The organism is Amycolatopsis iheyensis (assembly GCF_024703995.1).
GTDB classification, from domain to species: domain Bacteria; phylum Actinomycetota; class Actinomycetes; order Mycobacteriales; family Pseudonocardiaceae; genus Amycolatopsis; species Amycolatopsis iheyensis.
In genome coordinates, this window is the sequence record NZ_JAMXQV010000012.1 from 158,879 (window position 1) to 174,523 (window position 15,645).

Consider the following 15,645-nt stretch of genomic DNA (forward strand, 5'->3'; position numbering starts at 1 on the left):
TCACTCCTTCCGCGGCGGGGAACTCCTGCCGCGGCCCAATGTACGCATCGGTAACATGCGGCACAACAGTGCGACGCACAGCAACGTGAGCGCTACTCCGTTCGCCACCAACGCGGGCGTCCACGAGATCGCTTTCACCGCCGGCACACCCGGAGTCCGGTACAGCGTCAGCCAGTCACCGGACCAGACCCGCGTCGCGTCGGCGAGCAACCGCGAATCGACGTCGCCCGGTGTGCCGTGTTCCACGAGGATCCAGCCGATGCCCGCCGCGGTCAGCTCGCGCGCGGAGGTTGCGGCGCGGACGTCGCCGACGCGCGGGTCTTCCCCGGCGACCCGCTCGGTTCCCACTTGCAGCGTGTCGTCCATCAGCACCGGTCTCGGCAGGACTCGCGGCGCCGGGTCGAGCTGCGTGCGGTCGTCGTTCCAGGCGAAGCCGCGGAACGCCGAGAGCGGCAGCGTCAGCACGTCGCCCGGCCGGTCACCGAGCACTTCGGACACTGCCCGCCAGTCGGCCGGGTACTCCGCGGTGCCGAGCCGGCCCCAGCCACCCCAGGCGAGGTCCGGCATGGTCAGCACCGGGAAGACCACCGCGGCCGTCACCAGCGCGAGGCGGCCGCGGTCCGTGCGCAGTTTCGCCGCGGCGGCTTCGACGGCCAGCGCGAACCCCAGCGCGAGCGGCAACGCCCACCACGCCACCCATTTCTGCGCGTCCCGCAGGAGCCCGGCGCCGGGCACGTGCCGCGTCAACGTGGTGAGCAGCGCGTCGCCGGCCGGCAGTGTCGCCAGTGAAGCCAGGAGGACGCCGGTGCCGCCGAGCGCGACCAGCGACCACGCCGGCGCCTTCCCCCACCGGGCGGCGAGCGGGCGGAACCCGGCGGCGGCGATCGCGACGACGACGAGCGTCAGCACCGGGATCAACGGCACGGCCCGGCTGCCGGGCACCGTCTCGGAGTTCCAGATGCCCCCCAGCCCGAGCACGCTGAGCAGCGCCGGGCCCCAGCTTTCGGCGCGGGCGCTGAACGCCGTGACGCCGGCCGGGTCGGAGTACGTCCCGCCGGTGTTGAGGAACGTCGGGACCAGCCACGGCAGGTTGAGCAGGAGGGCGAGGGGAACCGTCTGCCACAGCCGGCGCGAGCCGGCGGCCACGACCAGGATGCCGGCCGCGAGCAGCCCGCTCGGCGGCGTCAGCACGGCCGGGGCGCACGCGATCACCAGCTTCGGCAGGGCACGGGTTTCGTGCTTCCGCGCGGACAGCCCGGCGCGGAAGATCCACGGCAGACACGCGTACGTCAGCAACAGCGGCCAGTGCCCGATGAACAGCCGTTCGGCGACGTACGGCGTCCAGGCGTACGCGGTCGCGGCGACCAGGCGGGTGCTCGTGCGGTCGGTCGGGACGAGCCGCCCGGCACCCCAGGCGGCGAAGAAGAAGGCCAGCAGCAGGACGATCTTCTGGACGATGTCGCCGGGGAGCACGGTGGTCGCGAGCGCGACGGCGGCGTCGGCCGGCACCGACCGCGGCAGCGCGGCGCCGACCCCGAGGGCGTCGGGCACGAAGTACTGCCGGGGCGCGAACACCATGTCGTAGCTCAGGACGAAGCCGCGGCCGAGCAGCGGCGCGCAGACGGCGAAGGCCAGGCCGGCGGCCAGCACAGGGAGGGCGAAGCGCCTGCTCGGTGCGTCCACGGCCCTTCCTTTCCGGTGCCCGCGCGGTTAGGGTCCGGGGAAATTACCCGCCGGTAATGGGAGCCCGCCGTTGAGCGTAGCCACCGAAGTGCCGGCCCGGACCGGCAACCGGGTCGCGGCGATCCTCGTCTCGCTCGCGCTCGCGGGCAACAACGCAGGCAGTTACGTGCTGAGCCTGGCGGCCGCGCGGATCCTCGCGCCGGGTGCGTTCGGGGAGCTCAGCTCGCTGCTGGCGGTGCTGGTGATCGGCGTCGTGCCGGCGATGGGCCTGCAGACGGTCGTGGCGCTGCGGGTAGCCCGCTCGCCGTCGACGTCCCGGGGTTCGCTGTTCGCCTTGGGGCTGATGACGAGCGCGATCGTCGCGACGGTCGCGTTGACGCTCAGCCCGTTGCTGGTGCTCCTGCTGCACCTGGGTTCGCTGGCGCCGGCGCTGCTGGTGACGGCCGCACTCGGGCCGTTGACGCTGCTCGGCTTGTTCCACGGGCTGTTGCAGGGCAGTCACCGGTTCGCGGTGCTGGCCGGGCTGATCGCGCTGGAGGGCCTGGGCAAGGTCGGCGGCTCCCTGGTGGGATTGATCGTCACGGGCTCGCCCACCGGGGCACTGGCCGGGACGGCGCTCGGTTCGCTGGCGGTGGTCGTGACGGGCTGGCAGATCTGCGGCCGCCCGCGCCCGCGGTGGGCCGACCGCCACGGCGGCGAAGTACTCCATACGGCGCAAGCGATGCTGGCGCTGGTGCTGCTGGTGAACCTGGATCTGGTGCTGGCCCGGCACACGTTGCCGGCCGCTTCCGCCGGGGAGTACGCGCTGGGCGCGATCGTCACGAAGATCGCGTACTGGCTGCCGCAGGCGGTGGGGGTGCTGGTGCTCCCCCGGTTCGCCGCGTCTTCGGGCCGGCGCCGGGCGCTGCCGGTGGCGTTGGCGGTGTGCGCGTTCCTCGACGCCTTCGTGCTGCTGGCTTCGCTGGTGCTGGGACCGTCGTTGCTGGCGTTGATCGGCGGGGCGCGGTACGCCGGCGCCACGATGCCGGTGTGGCCGTTCGCACTGGCGGGTTCGATGCTGGCGCTGGTCCAGATCTTGTTGTACGCGCGGCTGGCCGACGGGGATCGCCGGGTGACGTTCCTGATGTGGACGGCGGTGGCGGTGGAGGCACTGCTGATCACGACGTGGCTGCACAGCTCGGCCACCCAGGTGGTCACGGCCGCGGCCGGGTGCGCGGGCGGGCTGGCCCTGGCCGGCGCGGCTTTGGAGCTGCGCTCGCGGCGAGCCGGGGCCGGCTGAGCAGCCCCCGACTTCCACGCTACCGGTGGGGACCGACAGTTTCGGTGGGCCGGGTGAACCAGTCCACGCACGTGGCCACCATCGCGGCCGCCGCCAGCAGCAACGCTGCCTGGGTCACCGGGCCGTACGCCCACTCCTGGCCGTGGCCGAGCAGGCGCCCGGTCACCGACACCGCCGCCGCCACCGCCATGCCGCCGAACGCCAGGTAACGCGGCGCGCGTTCCGAGAACTGCCGGACCAGCAGGCACGCGATCAGCAGCACCACCGGCAGCATCCCGCCCAGCGCCACCAGCAGTCCGATCAGGACCACCGGCACCAGGGACCCGCCGGGCGCCACCACGAACGACCGCCGTCGCGCCGGCCAGCACACACCCGCGAGCATCAGCAGGACCGCGAGCGCGCCGATCAGCAGCGAAGTCCGGTACGACGAGTCCGGCGTGAACGCGAGGGAAACCTGCCCGCCCGCGCCGGCCGGGACGATCCACGCCTGCTGCCAGCCGTCCACCCGGGTGCGGGCCAGCTCGCGGCCGTCCAAAGTGGCCACCCAGCCCGCGTTCGCGTTCTCCGGCACGGCCAGCACCGCCTCCGGCCCCGGCGCCACCGTGACCGACCGCGCCGCCGCGTCCCACCGCCCCACCTGCACCGCGCGGTGCACCACGGGTGCCGTCGCCGCGCCGGCCGGGCGCAGCCACAGGTCCTGGACCACGAACGACTCCGACCGGTCGGTCCGCAGCTCGTGTCCGCCGGCCGGCAACGCGATCCCGCCTTCGGAGTCGCGGCACATCCGCAGCGGCAGCGGCCGGTGCTCGGTGATGTCGGCCAGCGTGCCCTGCACCGACGTCCGGTAGTCGAGGCCGTCGAGGTGGACGTTCGGGCCCGCCCCGCACGGCACCGTGAACGCCGGGTCCGGGCCCGGCAGCAACCCGTCGGTGCCCGACAGCTCGAGGCTCCCGATGCCCACCACCGCGCGGGCCGCGGGATCGTCGTCGTCGCCCGGGAGGACGATCTGCAGCTGCGCGGTGTCCAGCGGCTCGAACGAGGCCGACCCGCCCGCGTCGAGCTGCACCGTGCGCGTCACGCCGCCGCCGACCAGCTCCACCTGCTTCGGCACGCGCGCCCCGCTCGACGGCGAAACCCCGATGTGCAGCCCGGAAATCCGCCGGGAACCCGGCCAGCCCAGGGTGAGCGTCGGGCGCAGGTCGGTGACGTCGGGCCGCCACGTCGTGCCCGCGTCGCCGTCCACGGCCGCGAACCCGCCGGCCGCCGGGTCGCCGCCGAGCTGCGACGTCGAGGCCACCGAAACCCCCGGCAGCTGCACGGGGTTCCGGCCGCCGCCCGCGGGCAGCACCGAACCGCCGACCAGGAAGGTGTCTTCGGCGGACGTGCTGAACAGCCGCCGGATGCCGTCGGGTTCTTCGCCGTCCCGGGCAAAGGACGCGTCACAGCGCACCGCGCCGCCGTCCGGCAGGCACGCGTACCGCGGCTGCGTACCGCGGGTGAACGCGAACCCGGGCGCCGGACCGGCCGGCAGGTCCGCCGGGACCTCCAAGGCGCGCTGCGGTTCGGTGTCCGGGATCTTCAGCTCCGCGATGCCGACGTTCCCGTCCTGCCGCCCGACCACCAGCGACAGCAACGTGATCCGCACCTTGCGCGTCACGCCGGCGGCGACCGGGTAGCTGTGCGCCCCGGCGCCGCGGATCACCTGCTGGTCGACCGAGCCGTTGTCGGTGGTGATCCGCACGCGCGTCGCCGGCCAGCCGACCCGGATGTCGTCCACCATCGTCAGGTCCACCGAGTTCACCAGCCGCGGGGTGTCCAGCTCCACCTCGAGCCACTGGCCGATCGGCCCGGTGAACGACGACGAGCGCCACGACGTCCGCGGGTCGCCGTCGATCGCCGCGAACGGCTGGTGCCCGGGGTCGGACCCGCCGAACGCGTCGGCGAAGGACGCGGCCGTCGACGCCGTCACCGACCGGATGCCCCGGTAGGCGGCGACGGTCTGGTGCTCCTGCCCCGGGAACGGCAGCACGTCACCCGCGGCGCGCTGCTGGCGGTACGCCTCGCCGGCGGTGAGGGTCTGGCTGAGGTTGTCGCGCACGCCACCGACGTTGCGTTCGGCGCGGCGCAGCCCATCGGTCACCAGCCGCGGGCCGCCGGGTGAGCCGCCGTCGCCGGTGAGCACCGTCGGCGTCGACGGGTCGAGCTGGCCGGAGTCGATCAGCGGGAGCAGGTTCTCCGGGCCGCCGCTCACCGTCGGAACGTCCGTTGTGGACGTCGCGGTGGCCAGCGGCACCGGCTTCCCGACCTCGTAGACCTCGAGCGGCCCGAACTCCTTCACCTTGCCGATCCCGGGTGACCCCGCGAGCCCGGCGCGCAACGTCGCGATGGACGGCGCCGACGTCCGTTCGCGCTCGATGTCGTTGCGCAGCAGAAGGAAGCGATATCCGGACCGGGCGAGCAACGCGGCCAGGCCGGGGTCTCCGCGGCCGTCGGCGAGCGCCGCGTCGACGGAGTCCATCAGCCGCGTGTTGCCTTCGGACCCGAGCGGCACCTGGTTGCGCACCGCCCACGGGCTCTTCGCGATGGCCTGCGCGGGCTCGTCGACCGTCCGGCCCCACTCGTACTCGCCGAACCCGGTGGCGGGCAGCAGCAGCGTCCGCGCGTTCGGGTCGGCCTTGGCGACGTAGCCCATCGCGTCGTACCAGTAGCCGGGCACCTCGTCCCAGCCCGGCCCGGACCGCAGGTTCAGCAGCCACGCGGGCGCGGCCATCACCAGCACCAGCAGCAGGCCCAGCGCGGGCCGCAGGAACCGGCGCGCGGACTTCACCCGCACCGGGCTCGCGATGCCGCGCACGAACGCCAGCATCAGCGGCAGCCGCAGCACCGGCTCGAACTTGTGGACGTTGCGCAGCGGGGCCAGCGGCCCGTCGAGCAGGTGCCGCACCTGCTCGGCCAGCGGGCTGTCCAGGGAGCCGACGTACCCGATGGTCAGCAGCGTCAGGCCGGTGACCACGCCGAGCACCAGGAACCGCCGCTCCGGCAGGCCGCGCCGGGTCAGCCCGAGCAGGCCGACGCCGGCGACGAGCCCGGTCGCGAGCATCAGCACCGGGTTGTCGATCAGCGACCAGCCACCGGGCCACCACGGCGTGCCCTGCACGACGTAGGCCACCCACTGGTTCGTCCCGCGCAGCACCTCGAACAACGACATCGGCGCGGTCGTGTTCGTCGCGGACTCGATGTAGTCCAGGAACGGCAGGCTGTATTCGCCGAGCAGCAGCAGCGGCAGGATCCACCACAGCGTCGCGCCGAGGACGAACACGACCCACCAGACGACGAGCCGGACGTGCTCCCGCGTCCACTTGCGCGTCAGCAGCCACAGTCCCGGCAGGACGAGCGCCATCACGACCATCGCGCCGTTGACGCCACCCATGCAGAGCACGGCCACCGCGGACAACCCGGCGGCGCGCCGCGGCGAGCCGATCGTCCCGGCCTTCACCAGCGGCACCAGCACCCACGGCAGCAGCACCGCGGGCAGCATTTCCGCGGACAGACCGCCGATTTCGGTCAGCATGCGCGGCGCGAGCGCGTACCCGAGCGCGCCGATCAGCCGCGTTCGTTCGGTGCCGATCTTCATCGCCCGCGCGAGCAGCAGCGCGCCGGCGAACGCGGCCGAGAGCAGGATGGCGCCCCACAGCCGCTGCGCGATCCAGGCCGGCACGCCCACGGCCTGGCACAGCGCGAAGAACGGGCCCATCGGGAACAGGTAGCCGTAGGCCTGGTTCTGCAGTTCCCCCGCCGTGGCTTGGGGGTTCCACAGGTGCAGGGCGCGGCCGAGGAAGGCGAGCGGGTCGACGGCGAGGTCGAGCTTGGTGTCGAACGTCGTCTTCCCCGGCATCTGCAGGAACGACAACGTGGTCAGCGCCAGCACGATCCAGGTGCCGGGACGGCGGAAGAACGCACCCACCGAGAACTTCCGGGCGCCGCCCGAGGGCGGGGCGTCGTCCCGGGACCGTTCGCGGGTGGTGGTTACCATCCGGTAGATACTAGGCGGAAACCTGGCTACCATGTGCCGACGATTCTGTCGGTTTCCCCGAACTCCTGGCAGGTGCGCCATCTCGTTCGAAGATGCCTGGGCCCTGGCCGAGCCGGTCAAGGGCTGGATGACCCGCGCGCAGGGCGAAGCGCTGTGGAACGCCGCGTGCCGCCTGGAAAAGGGCGACGTGATCCTGGAAATCGGCAGCCACCAGGGCAGATCCACGATCGTCCTCGGCGCGGCGGCCCGCACGGCCGGCGCCACGGTGATCGCCGTCGACCCGTTCGTCGACGGCCGCCTGTTCGGCGGATCGCCGACGCGGCAGCTGTTCGAGCGCAACATCCGCCAGGCCGGGCTGGACGACGTCGTCGAGCTCGTCGCCGGTTACAGCACGGCACTGCGCCCTGACTGGGACCGGCCCATACAGCTGCTTTACATCGACGGCAAGCACGACTACTGGACCTACACCGACGACCTGCGCTGGTCGGCACACCTGCCGCCGGGTGCGGAAATCCTGGTCCACGACTGTTTTTCCTCGATCGGCGTCACCCTCGGCACCCTGGCCAAGGTCCTCTTCGGACGCCGGTACACCTATGTGGACCGGACGACGTCGCTGGCGCGGTTCCGGCTCGCGCCACCGGCCGCGGCGGACCGGCTGCGCGTGCTCGCGCAGCTGCCGTGGTTCCTGCGCAACGTCGTCGTCAAGGTCCTGCTGCGCCTGCGGTTGCGGCCGGTCGCGCGGCTGCTCGGCCACGACAGCCCGTACGACCCTTACTGAGCAACCGGTTTCCCGGCTTCGACCTTGGCCACGCACACCGGCGCGCCCGGGCTCGAGAGCTGCACGCCGATGTGGTCGAACAGCCCGTCCACCGGCAGGTACACCGAATGCAGGCCGGGTTGGAACCACACCGGGGTCCGCTCCACCAGGCCTTCGCCACCGTCCGAAGTGTAGTAATCGATCTTCAACAGGTGCCGGCCGAGCACGGGCGTGTCCAGCGGGACGCTCACCAGTGTCTCCCCGACCGCGTACCCGCAGTTCGGCACCGGTCCCGGCCGCCCGCGGGAAACCGGCTCCACGCCGGTGATCCGGTGCGGCGTGCCGGCGGCGTCGAGCACGGACATCCGGCTGGTCGGCTGGTCGAAGTGCGTGCCGGGCAGCAGCCCGGCCACCCGCGACGCCTGTGAGTCGGCCCCGAACCACTCGTGGACCACATCGGACGGCACGAAGGTGTCGTAGAAGACCAGATCCGGGTCGGCGGCGACGGCGGCCCGGACGTTTCCGAGGTACTGCGCCGAATGTTCGAACCGCAACGCCGGCGCGAGCCGCGAAAACCCGATCGCCGAGCTGACGAGCAAAAGCACGCACAGGGTTAGCGCGATCGGCCGTTCACGCTTTCCGCCGGACGGCGCAACTTCGCCCGGGCGCAGGAACGCGAACGCTCCACAAAGGGCGGCCACGAGCGCCAGATCCGCGACGTACCGGGGATCGTCCCCGGCCGCCGGGCCGACCTCGCGCAGCCGGGTCAGCGCGAGCAGGGCGACGTCCACCGCGAACACCGCGACGAACAGCGCCCAGGCGCCCCACGCCCGCCGCCCACCGGCACGCACGCCCGCGACCACGATCGCCACCGCGGCCGCGAGCAGCACGACGACCACGGCGAACGGCGACGGCGCCCAGGTCGCGCCCGGCCCCGGGCCGGCCCACGGCCCGCCGGCCAGGCCGGGCAGCAGGGTGTCGCCGAGCATCCGGCCGGTCAGGTCGGCGACCGTGCCCGCGGACATCGGCTGCCCGCCGGACCCGACCTGGCTCGACGTCACCGTGAGGAAGACGGCGGCGAAGGCGACCAGCAGCGCGGCCTGCCCGGCCCAGTAACGCAGGTGCTCGCGAACGGACCGTCCGAGCAGGACGGTCACCGCGGCCAGCAGCACCGGCACCAGCGCGGCCTTCTCGTAGAACGCGAGCCCGAAGACCGTCCACGCGAACGAGCCGATCCACCAGCGGCCGCCGTCGGCGAGGTAGCGGACGTGCGCGTGCAGTGCGCCGGTGGCCGCCAGCACGACGGGCACCAGCTGGACTCCGAACGACCACCACAGCGTCGGGACCAGCAGCAGCGTCGACGCCGTGAACACGGTGAACGGCACCAGGATCGCCCACCGGCGGCCGAAGACGCGCACCAGCACGCACCAGAACAACACCGTCGCCAGCGCCCGCATCAGCAGCAGCGGCGCCACGAGCAGCGCGAAGTTCAGCGGCGCCCACCAGGTCGCGACCGCGGCGAGGAAGAACCCGCCGGGCTGGAGGTGCCCGTGGTAGTCCTGGAAGAGGTAGCCGAGGTCGAACGGCCCGGCCGCGGCCGCCCGGTAGGTGACGACGAAGTCGTCCTGGGCGAAACTCCCGTGCAGTGCCGCCCAGGCGTGGAACGCGAACGGCACCACGCCCGCGACGAAGGCCGCGAGCACCACAATGGACGGTCTTCGGCTCACCCGTGGCGCGGGCTGTTGTGTCTCCACCAACACGGGTGTCCTCAATTCTTGCAAGCGGGTGGCTGGCACATGAGCTTGCTCAGCGCCTGGTAGAAGACGTCGGAGATCTTGCGGGGATCGGGCGTGGTGAAGGACTCGCCGCCGGTGGCGGCCGAGATCTGCTTCAGCTCGCTCGAATCGATGTCCGGGCCGATGCCGATCCCGATCACCGGCAACGGTTTCCGCGGGTCCTGCAGCCGGCCGAGCTCGGCGAGCAGGCCGGGGAGCCCGACCGAGTCGCTGTCCTCGTTGCGGCCGTCGGTGAGCACGACGACGACGTTGATCCGGCCGAGCTGCCAGCTCTGGCGCGCGTTCTGGTAGGCGGCGAGGATCGAGTCGTACAGCCCGGTCGCGCCGCCGGGTTTCGGCTTGACCGCCTGCAGCGTCGCCACGCCGCCCGCGGCGAGCTGCTCGGACAGCGTCCGCATCGGCAGCAGTTCCTTGTAGTCCTTGTCGCCGTCGAGCTTGGTGGAAAACAACCACAGCCCCAGCTCGGTCGTCGGCTTGAACAGGCCCAAGCCCTGCGTGGCGGCCTCCAGCGTCAGCGCCATCCGGCTCCGGCCGGTGCCGGGGACGGTCGCGGCCATCGAGCCGGAGACGTCGAGCAGCACCTGGACGCGGGCGCTGAGGTTGGCCCCGGCCCAGGCCTGGAGCACGCCGTACATCGCCTCGGGCGCGGGGGCACCGGCCGGGCGCGGCGCGGCGTTCGTGCGCGTGTCCGGGCTGCCGCCGAGCAGCTGCCCGGTGGGCGTCCGGAACCCCGCGTCGGCGAAGGCTTTCGTGGCGGTCTGGTCCAGCAGCAGCCGCAGGAACCGCTCGGCCGCCGAGCGGGAGGCCTCCGACGCGCGCGGCAGCACGACGTACGGGTAGTCGAAGCTCGGCACCCCGGTGGCCGGGTAGGCGGCGACGAGCTTGCGCGCCAGCACGGACTGTTCCGACGCCGGGGACGCGGTGAAGGGCTCCTTGACCGCCGACACCTTGCGGATTTCTTCGGTGAACGCGGCGGCTGGATCGGGCGCGTCCTTCGTCAGCTGCTGGAGCCCGAGCAACGCGCTGATGCTCGCCGGGTCGCGTCCCGGGTCCGGCAGCCCGACCGGGCTCCGCGCGAGAACGTCCGACCAGGACGGTGACTTCCCGGGCCAGCCGGCCTGCTTCGCGACGTCGTCGGTCAGCGCCAGCACCACCGGCGAGCTCGCCACCGACTGGCCGGACTCCGGCAGGTTCCACGCGCCGCCGTCGCGAGCCTGCGGCAGCCAGGTGCTCGACTCCGGCACCCAGACGTCGGGGCCGTTCGCGCCGTTGGCCTCCAGGGCGGCCGCGGTGGCCGTCGACGCGGCCGCGGTGACCTCGACGGTGTAGCAGTCCGGCGCGGGCACGGACCGGGCGAGCGCGGTGAGCACCGGCGCGATGTCCGGCGCGGCCGTGATGTGCACCGGGGTCGTGGTGTCGCAGCCGCCGGCCGCGAGCCGGTCGCGCAGGTAGCCGACGCCGAACCAGGCGAGCAGGGCGATGACCAGCAGCACGCTCAGTACGACGACCCGCGCGTCGACGCGCCGGGCCCGCGCCGGGTGTGCCGCCATGCACTCGCCTTCCGTCGTGAAGTCCTGGCAGCTTGCCAGCCGGGTGAGCGGGAAGCCAGTGCCGATAGCGGAAAGTCACCGTGGACTCGTGAGCCCGCGGTGAAGGAATTGCGCGATGCGGCCGTTTTGGTGATTGACACCGGCCGCGTAACGTTTGCCGCTTGACGCTCGTCCCACGTGGGTAACAGCACGATGGCGGATCGCGGAGACGATTTCGCCGTGCCCCGAAACGGCGATCCGGCACCGAACGGAGACGTAACCCGTGCGCACGATGTACGACGCGGTCACGGCCGCGAACATCCCCGCCGACGCGCAGATGGTCGCGGGATACATCGACAAGATCAAGCTCGAACCCTGGTCGGCCGCGGACTGGGCGCGCTTCCCCCGCGCGGTCAAGGTCACCATCGTCAAGAAGGCCGGCACCAACGACGGCCACGTGCTCGACGTCGAACCCGGCGACGCCACCCCGGGTGAGGCGCCGGGCTGGGTGAACATGCGCCGTGCCGCCGGCGCCGACCCCACGATCTACTGCAGCCTCTCGACGTGGCCGGCGGTGCGCTCGGCGTTCTCGTCGGCCGGCATCGCCGAACCGCACTACTGGATCGCGCACTACAACGGTGACCCCGCCATCCCGGCGGGCGCGATCGCCAAGCAGTACCGGGGCAACGTCGCCCCGGGCTACGACGTGTCGTCGGTCGCCGACTACTGGCCCGGAGTGGACGGCACCGGATCCGCCTCGACTGGAGTGGAGATCATGGAGCGCATCACCGTCACCCCGCCCAACGCCGAGCAGAACACCGTGCGGGTGTTCCTGTCGGGCAGCCCCGGCTCGGCGGTCATCGTCCGCCCCCGCCTCGGCGGCGACGGGTTCTCGAAGCCGATGTGGGTGGGCGACATCTTCGCCTGGGGCAACGACCACCAGGGTGTCGGCCACAACCCGACGCAGACCGCGGGCTACAACAACAAGCTGACGTCCCACCGCCGGTACGAGCTGCCGGGCGCGGTGTGGGCGGACATCAACTACAGCTCGACCGACCCGTTCGAGATCGACATCGTCGGCTAGCCGGCCCGGGTTCGCTTGCGCCCCAATGTGGCGTTGGGTGCGTTGGGCGCACCCCACCCCCCCAGGGGGGGCGCGGCCCGGGGCCGGCGCCCCCGGGTGGCCGCGCCGCCGGGGGCGGGGGCCCCCCCATTGGGGGGGGGGGGGGGGTGCCCCCCCCCCACCGCCACATTGGGGCGCTCGAGCCGGGCCCGGCTCACGCGGGCGGCAACGCGCGGCACAAGGCGTCGAGCGCCGCGGCGTAGGCGTGTTCGGGCGGGGTCGCGTAGCCGACCACCAGTCCGTCCATTGTGGACATCGTGCTGGCCGGGTGCCGGAACGCGGCCAGCCCGTCCAGCGCGAGGCCCTGCCACGCCGCGGCCTTCAGCGCCGAAGCCTCGGTGCCCGGCGGGAGCCGCAGCACCGCGTGCAGGCCCGCCGCGATGCCCGTCGCCACCACGTGCGGGGCCCGGGACGCCAGCGTCGTCACCAGCAGGTCGCGCCGGCGCCGGTAGCGCTGGCGCATGCGCCGGATGTGCTTGTCGTACGCACCGCCGGTGACGAACTCCGCCAGCGTCAGCTGGTCGAGCACGCCCGCCCACGCCTCACGCTCGCCCTTCGCCGCCAGCACCGCGTCGACCAGCCGCTCCGGCAGCACCAGCCAGCCGAGCCGCAGCGCGGGTGAGAGGCTCTTGCTCGCCGAGCCGACGTACACGACGTGCTCGGGGTCGAGCCCCTGTACCGCGCCCACCGGCTTGCGGTCGTAGCGGAACTCGCCGTCGTAGTCGTCCTCGATGAGCACGCCGCCGCTCGCGCGGACGTGGTCGAGCACCGCGGTGCGGCGGTCGTGGTGCAGCGGGCCGCCCGTCGGGAACTGGTGCGCGGGTGTCAGCAGCACCGTCGGGACGTCCACTGTGGACACCCGGGCACCCTGTTCGTCCAGCGGGACCGGCACCGTTTCGATCCCGGCCGAGGTGAAGATCGAGCGGTGGAACGCGAGGCCGTACGCCTCGACGGCGAGCGGCCCGGTCAGCACCGCGGGGAACAGCAGCCGCAGCGCGTGGGCGAACCCCGAGCACACCACGATCCGCTCCGGCGAGGTCCGCACCCCGCGAGCCCGCGCCAGGTACCCGGCCAGCGCCTCCCGCAGCTCCCGGCGGCCACGCGGGTCACCGGGTGCGAAGGCGTCGTGCGGCGCGACGTTCAGCGCGCGGCGCGCGGCGGCGAGCCACTCGGGACGCGGGAACGACGTCGCGTCCGGCTGGCCCTGCCGCAGGTTGTGCCGCGGCGGCGGCGCGGCCGGCGCCTTCTTCGGCGTCCGGGCCGGCGGCAGGGGCTCGGCGCGCGTGGCGACGCGGGTGCCGGACCCCTGCACCGCGGTGAGCCAGCCCTCGGCGACCAGCTCGGCGTAGGCGTCGGCGACGGTGTTGCGGGCCAGCCCGAGGTCGACGGCCAGCGCCCGGTACGGCGGCAGCCGGGTGCCGGGGGCGAGCCGCCCGGTGCGGACGGCGTCGCGCAACGCGGTGATCAGCGCGGCCCGTCTGCCCCCGGCGCCCGCCAGTTCGAGGTGGAGGTCCACCCCGGAATTGACCCATGATTCCGGCACGGAAATGCACCCTACACGGGGGTCAACCAAGCCATAGATTTCTGGTCATGACGAACCGAGTGAACTTCGCCAAGACCGCCCCGAAGGCCTTCAAGGCCCTGATCGGCTTCGACGCCGCCGCCCGCGCCGGGCTGGACCCCGCGCTGGTCGAGCTGGTCCAGATCCGCGCGTCGCAGCTCAACCGCTGCGCCTACTGCCTGCACATGCACACCTCCGACGCCCGCAAGGCCGGCGAGAGCGAGGAGCGGCTGCACATGGTCGCGGTGTGGCACGAGGCCACGAGCTTCTTCAGCGAGAAGGAGCAGGCCGCGCTCGCCCTGACCGAAGCCGTCACGCTGGTTTCGGTGGGCGGCGTCCCCGACGACGTCTACGCCCGCGCCGCCGGCCAGTTCGACGAGGCGGAGCTCGCCCAGCTGCTCGCGCTGATCTTCACCATCAACACGTGGAACCGCATCGCGATCACCACGGCGAAGGTGCCGGGCACGGACGAGCGGGTCGCACGATGACCCGCCGTCCTGGCGCGGTGCTGGCGCTGCTGGCGTTCGCGCAGCTGATCATCTCCCTCGACTACAACATCGTGTACGTCGCGCTGCCGGACATCGGCCGCGACCTCGGCTTCTCCGCGCAGAGCCTGCAGTGGGTGGTGAGCGCGTACGCGGTGGCGTTCGGCGGCGCGCTGCTGCTCGGCGGCCGGGCGTGCGACCTGATCGGCCCGCGCCGGGTGTTCGCCGCCGGGTGCGCGCTCTACGCCGGGGCGTCGCTGCTGGGTGGGCTGGCCGGCGAGCCCGGTCTGCTCGTCGCCGCCCGGGCCGGGCAGGGCCTGGGTGGGGCGCTGCTCTTCCCCGCGACACTCACCCTGGTCAGCACGTCCTTCGCGGCCGGTCGCGAGCGCAACCGCGCGTTCGCGGTGTGGGGCACCGCGGGCGGCAGCGGGATGATCCTGGGCTCGCTGCTGGGTGGCGTGCTGACGCAGGTGTTCGGCTGGGCGGCGGTGTTCTTCGTGAACGTGCCCCTGGCCGCGTCGGCCGCGGTGCTCGCGTTCGCCCTGCTGCCGCCCGACCCGGCCCGGGCACCCGGCCGCCGCTTCGATCTCCCCGGCGCGCTGACCGCGACGCTCGGCACGACACTCGTGGTGTTCGCGCTGGTCGAAGGCCCGGAGCTGGGCTGGACTTCGGTGCTGCTCCCAGCTCTCGCCGGTCTTGCCGCACTGGCGGCGTTCGCCGTGATCGAGCACCGCAGCCGCGACCCGCTGTTGCCGTTGCGGCTGCTGCGGGAACGCAACCTGGGCACCGGGGTCGTCGTGACGTTCCTCTACATGGGCACGTTCGGCACGCTGCTGTACTTCCTGACGGGCTACTTCCAGGGCGTGCACGGCTACGGCGCGCTGGCGACCGGGCTCGCGTTCGGCGTCCCGATGCTGGCGATCGCGGCGGGCTCCCAGACGGCGGGCCGCCTGGCCACCCGCTACGGCACCCGGCCGACGCTGGTGGTATCGCTGGCGGTCGGCGGAGCCGGGGCGGTCATGCTGGGGCTGTCGATGACGCTTTCGGCGTCCTACTGGGAACTGGTGCCGGCGCTGCTCGTGCTGGGGCTGGGGCAGGGCGCGGGCTACACGCTGATGTTCGGCGCCGCGGCGGCGGGCATTTCCCCGGCGGAGCAAGGCATCGCGTCCGGAGTGGCTTCGACGGCCCAGCAGGTCGGCGGCACGGTCGGGCTGGCGGTGTTCGTGGCGGCGGCGAACGCGGGTTCGTCCGAAGTGGACGGTCTGCGGACGGCGGTCCTGCTGGCCGCGGCCGGGATCGCGCTCACCGCGGTGGTGGCCTTGCGGTTCGGCGGGGCGCGCCGGGGCGTGGCCGTGCCGGCCTGAGCAGCCCCCGATTTCCACGCTAGCGGAAGGCACCG

Annotated in this window: 10 protein-coding genes; 5 read left to right on the forward strand and 5 right to left on the reverse strand. The window is 73.2% G+C overall.

Features of this window, described 5'->3' with window-relative positions; all coding sequences use genetic code 11:
- On the reverse strand, positions 1-1,683 hold the full coding sequence (locus M8542_RS23145; protein ID WP_257922299.1) for an MmpA family trehalose lipid delivery protein: 1,683 nt from the start codon (positions 1,681-1,683) through the stop codon (positions 1-3).
- Positions 1,684-1,753: 70 nt separating this feature from the next.
- Between M8542_RS23145 and M8542_RS23150 the strand changes: the two genes are divergently transcribed.
- A complete protein-coding gene (locus M8542_RS23150; protein WP_257922300.1) occupies positions 1,754-2,962 on the forward strand; it encodes a lipopolysaccharide biosynthesis protein in 1,209 nt (402 codons plus the stop codon).
- Between the two features lie 19 nt (positions 2,963-2,981).
- Here M8542_RS23150 and M8542_RS49995 read toward each other — a convergent pair whose 3' ends face one another.
- Entirely contained in the window at positions 2,982-6,995 is a 4,014-nt protein-coding gene (locus M8542_RS49995; protein ID WP_276586882.1) for an alpha-(1->3)-arabinofuranosyltransferase, read from the reverse strand.
- A gap of 127 nt (positions 6,996-7,122) precedes the next feature.
- Between M8542_RS49995 and M8542_RS23160 the strand changes: the two genes are divergently transcribed.
- On the forward strand, positions 7,123-7,773 hold the full coding sequence (locus M8542_RS23160) for a class I SAM-dependent methyltransferase (protein ID WP_257922301.1): 651 nt from the start codon (positions 7,123-7,125) through the stop codon (positions 7,771-7,773).
- Here the strand turns inward: M8542_RS23160 and M8542_RS23165 are convergent.
- Together M8542_RS23165 and M8542_RS23170 are read right to left on the reverse strand one after the other, a co-directional pair.
- Positions 7,767-9,479: a glycosyltransferase family protein gene (locus M8542_RS23165; RefSeq protein ID WP_257922302.1), complete on the reverse strand. Its 1,713-nt coding sequence runs from the start codon at positions 9,477-9,479 to the stop codon at positions 7,767-7,769. The two genes, M8542_RS23160 and M8542_RS23165, sit on opposite strands and share 7 nt — an antisense overlap.
- Before the next feature lie 41 nt (positions 9,480-9,520).
- Entirely contained in the window at positions 9,521-11,098 is a 1,578-nt protein-coding gene (locus tag M8542_RS23170; RefSeq protein ID WP_257922303.1) for a substrate-binding domain-containing protein, read from the reverse strand.
- A 262-nt stretch (positions 11,099-11,360) separates the two neighbouring features.
- Between M8542_RS23170 and M8542_RS23175 the strand changes: the two genes are divergently transcribed.
- The gene (locus M8542_RS23175) at positions 11,361-12,161 is read left to right on the forward strand and encodes a glycoside hydrolase family 25 domain-containing protein (RefSeq protein ID WP_257922304.1); all 801 of its coding nucleotides are present in this window, start codon (positions 11,361-11,363) and stop codon (positions 12,159-12,161) included.
- A gap of 193 nt (positions 12,162-12,354) precedes the next feature.
- On the opposite strand, the gene pdxR is transcribed toward M8542_RS23175, so the two are convergent.
- A complete protein-coding gene (gene pdxR / locus M8542_RS23180; RefSeq protein WP_257922305.1) occupies positions 12,355-13,743 on the reverse strand; it encodes a MocR-like pyridoxine biosynthesis transcription factor PdxR in 1,389 nt (462 codons plus the stop codon).
- Between the two features lie 47 nt (positions 13,744-13,790).
- Here pdxR and M8542_RS23185 point away from each other — a divergent pair, with 47 nt between their 5' ends.
- Together M8542_RS23185 and M8542_RS23190 are read left to right on the forward strand one after the other, a co-directional pair.
- Entirely contained in the window at positions 13,791-14,249 is a 459-nt protein-coding gene (locus M8542_RS23185; RefSeq protein WP_257922306.1) for a carboxymuconolactone decarboxylase family protein, read from the forward strand.
- Positions 14,246-15,610: an MFS transporter gene (locus tag M8542_RS23190; protein ID WP_257922307.1), complete on the forward strand. Its 1,365-nt coding sequence runs from the start codon at positions 14,246-14,248 to the stop codon at positions 15,608-15,610. Before M8542_RS23185 ends, M8542_RS23190 begins: the two co-directional genes overlap by 4 nt.
- Positions 15,611-15,645: the final 35 nt, after the last annotated feature.

What these genes read in the sequence shown, in the direction of transcription:
- M8542_RS23160 (WP_257922301.1), top strand. Translation starts at nt 7,123, where the DNA reads ATGACCCGCGCGCAGGGCGAAGCGCTGTGGAACGCCGCGTGCCGCCTG.
- M8542_RS49995 (WP_276586882.1), bottom strand. Translation starts at nt 6,995, where the DNA reads ATGGTAACCACCACCCGCGAACGGTCCCGGGACGACGCCCCGCCCTCG.
- M8542_RS23185 (WP_257922306.1), top strand. Translation starts at nt 13,791, where the DNA reads ATGACGAACCGAGTGAACTTCGCCAAGACCGCCCCGAAGGCCTTCAAG.
- M8542_RS23170 (WP_257922303.1), bottom strand. Translation starts at nt 11,098, where the DNA reads ATGGCGGCACACCCGGCGCGGGCCCGGCGCGTCGACGCGCGGGTCGTC.
- M8542_RS23190 (WP_257922307.1), top strand. Translation starts at nt 14,246, where the DNA reads ATGACCCGCCGTCCTGGCGCGGTGCTGGCGCTGCTGGCGTTCGCGCAG.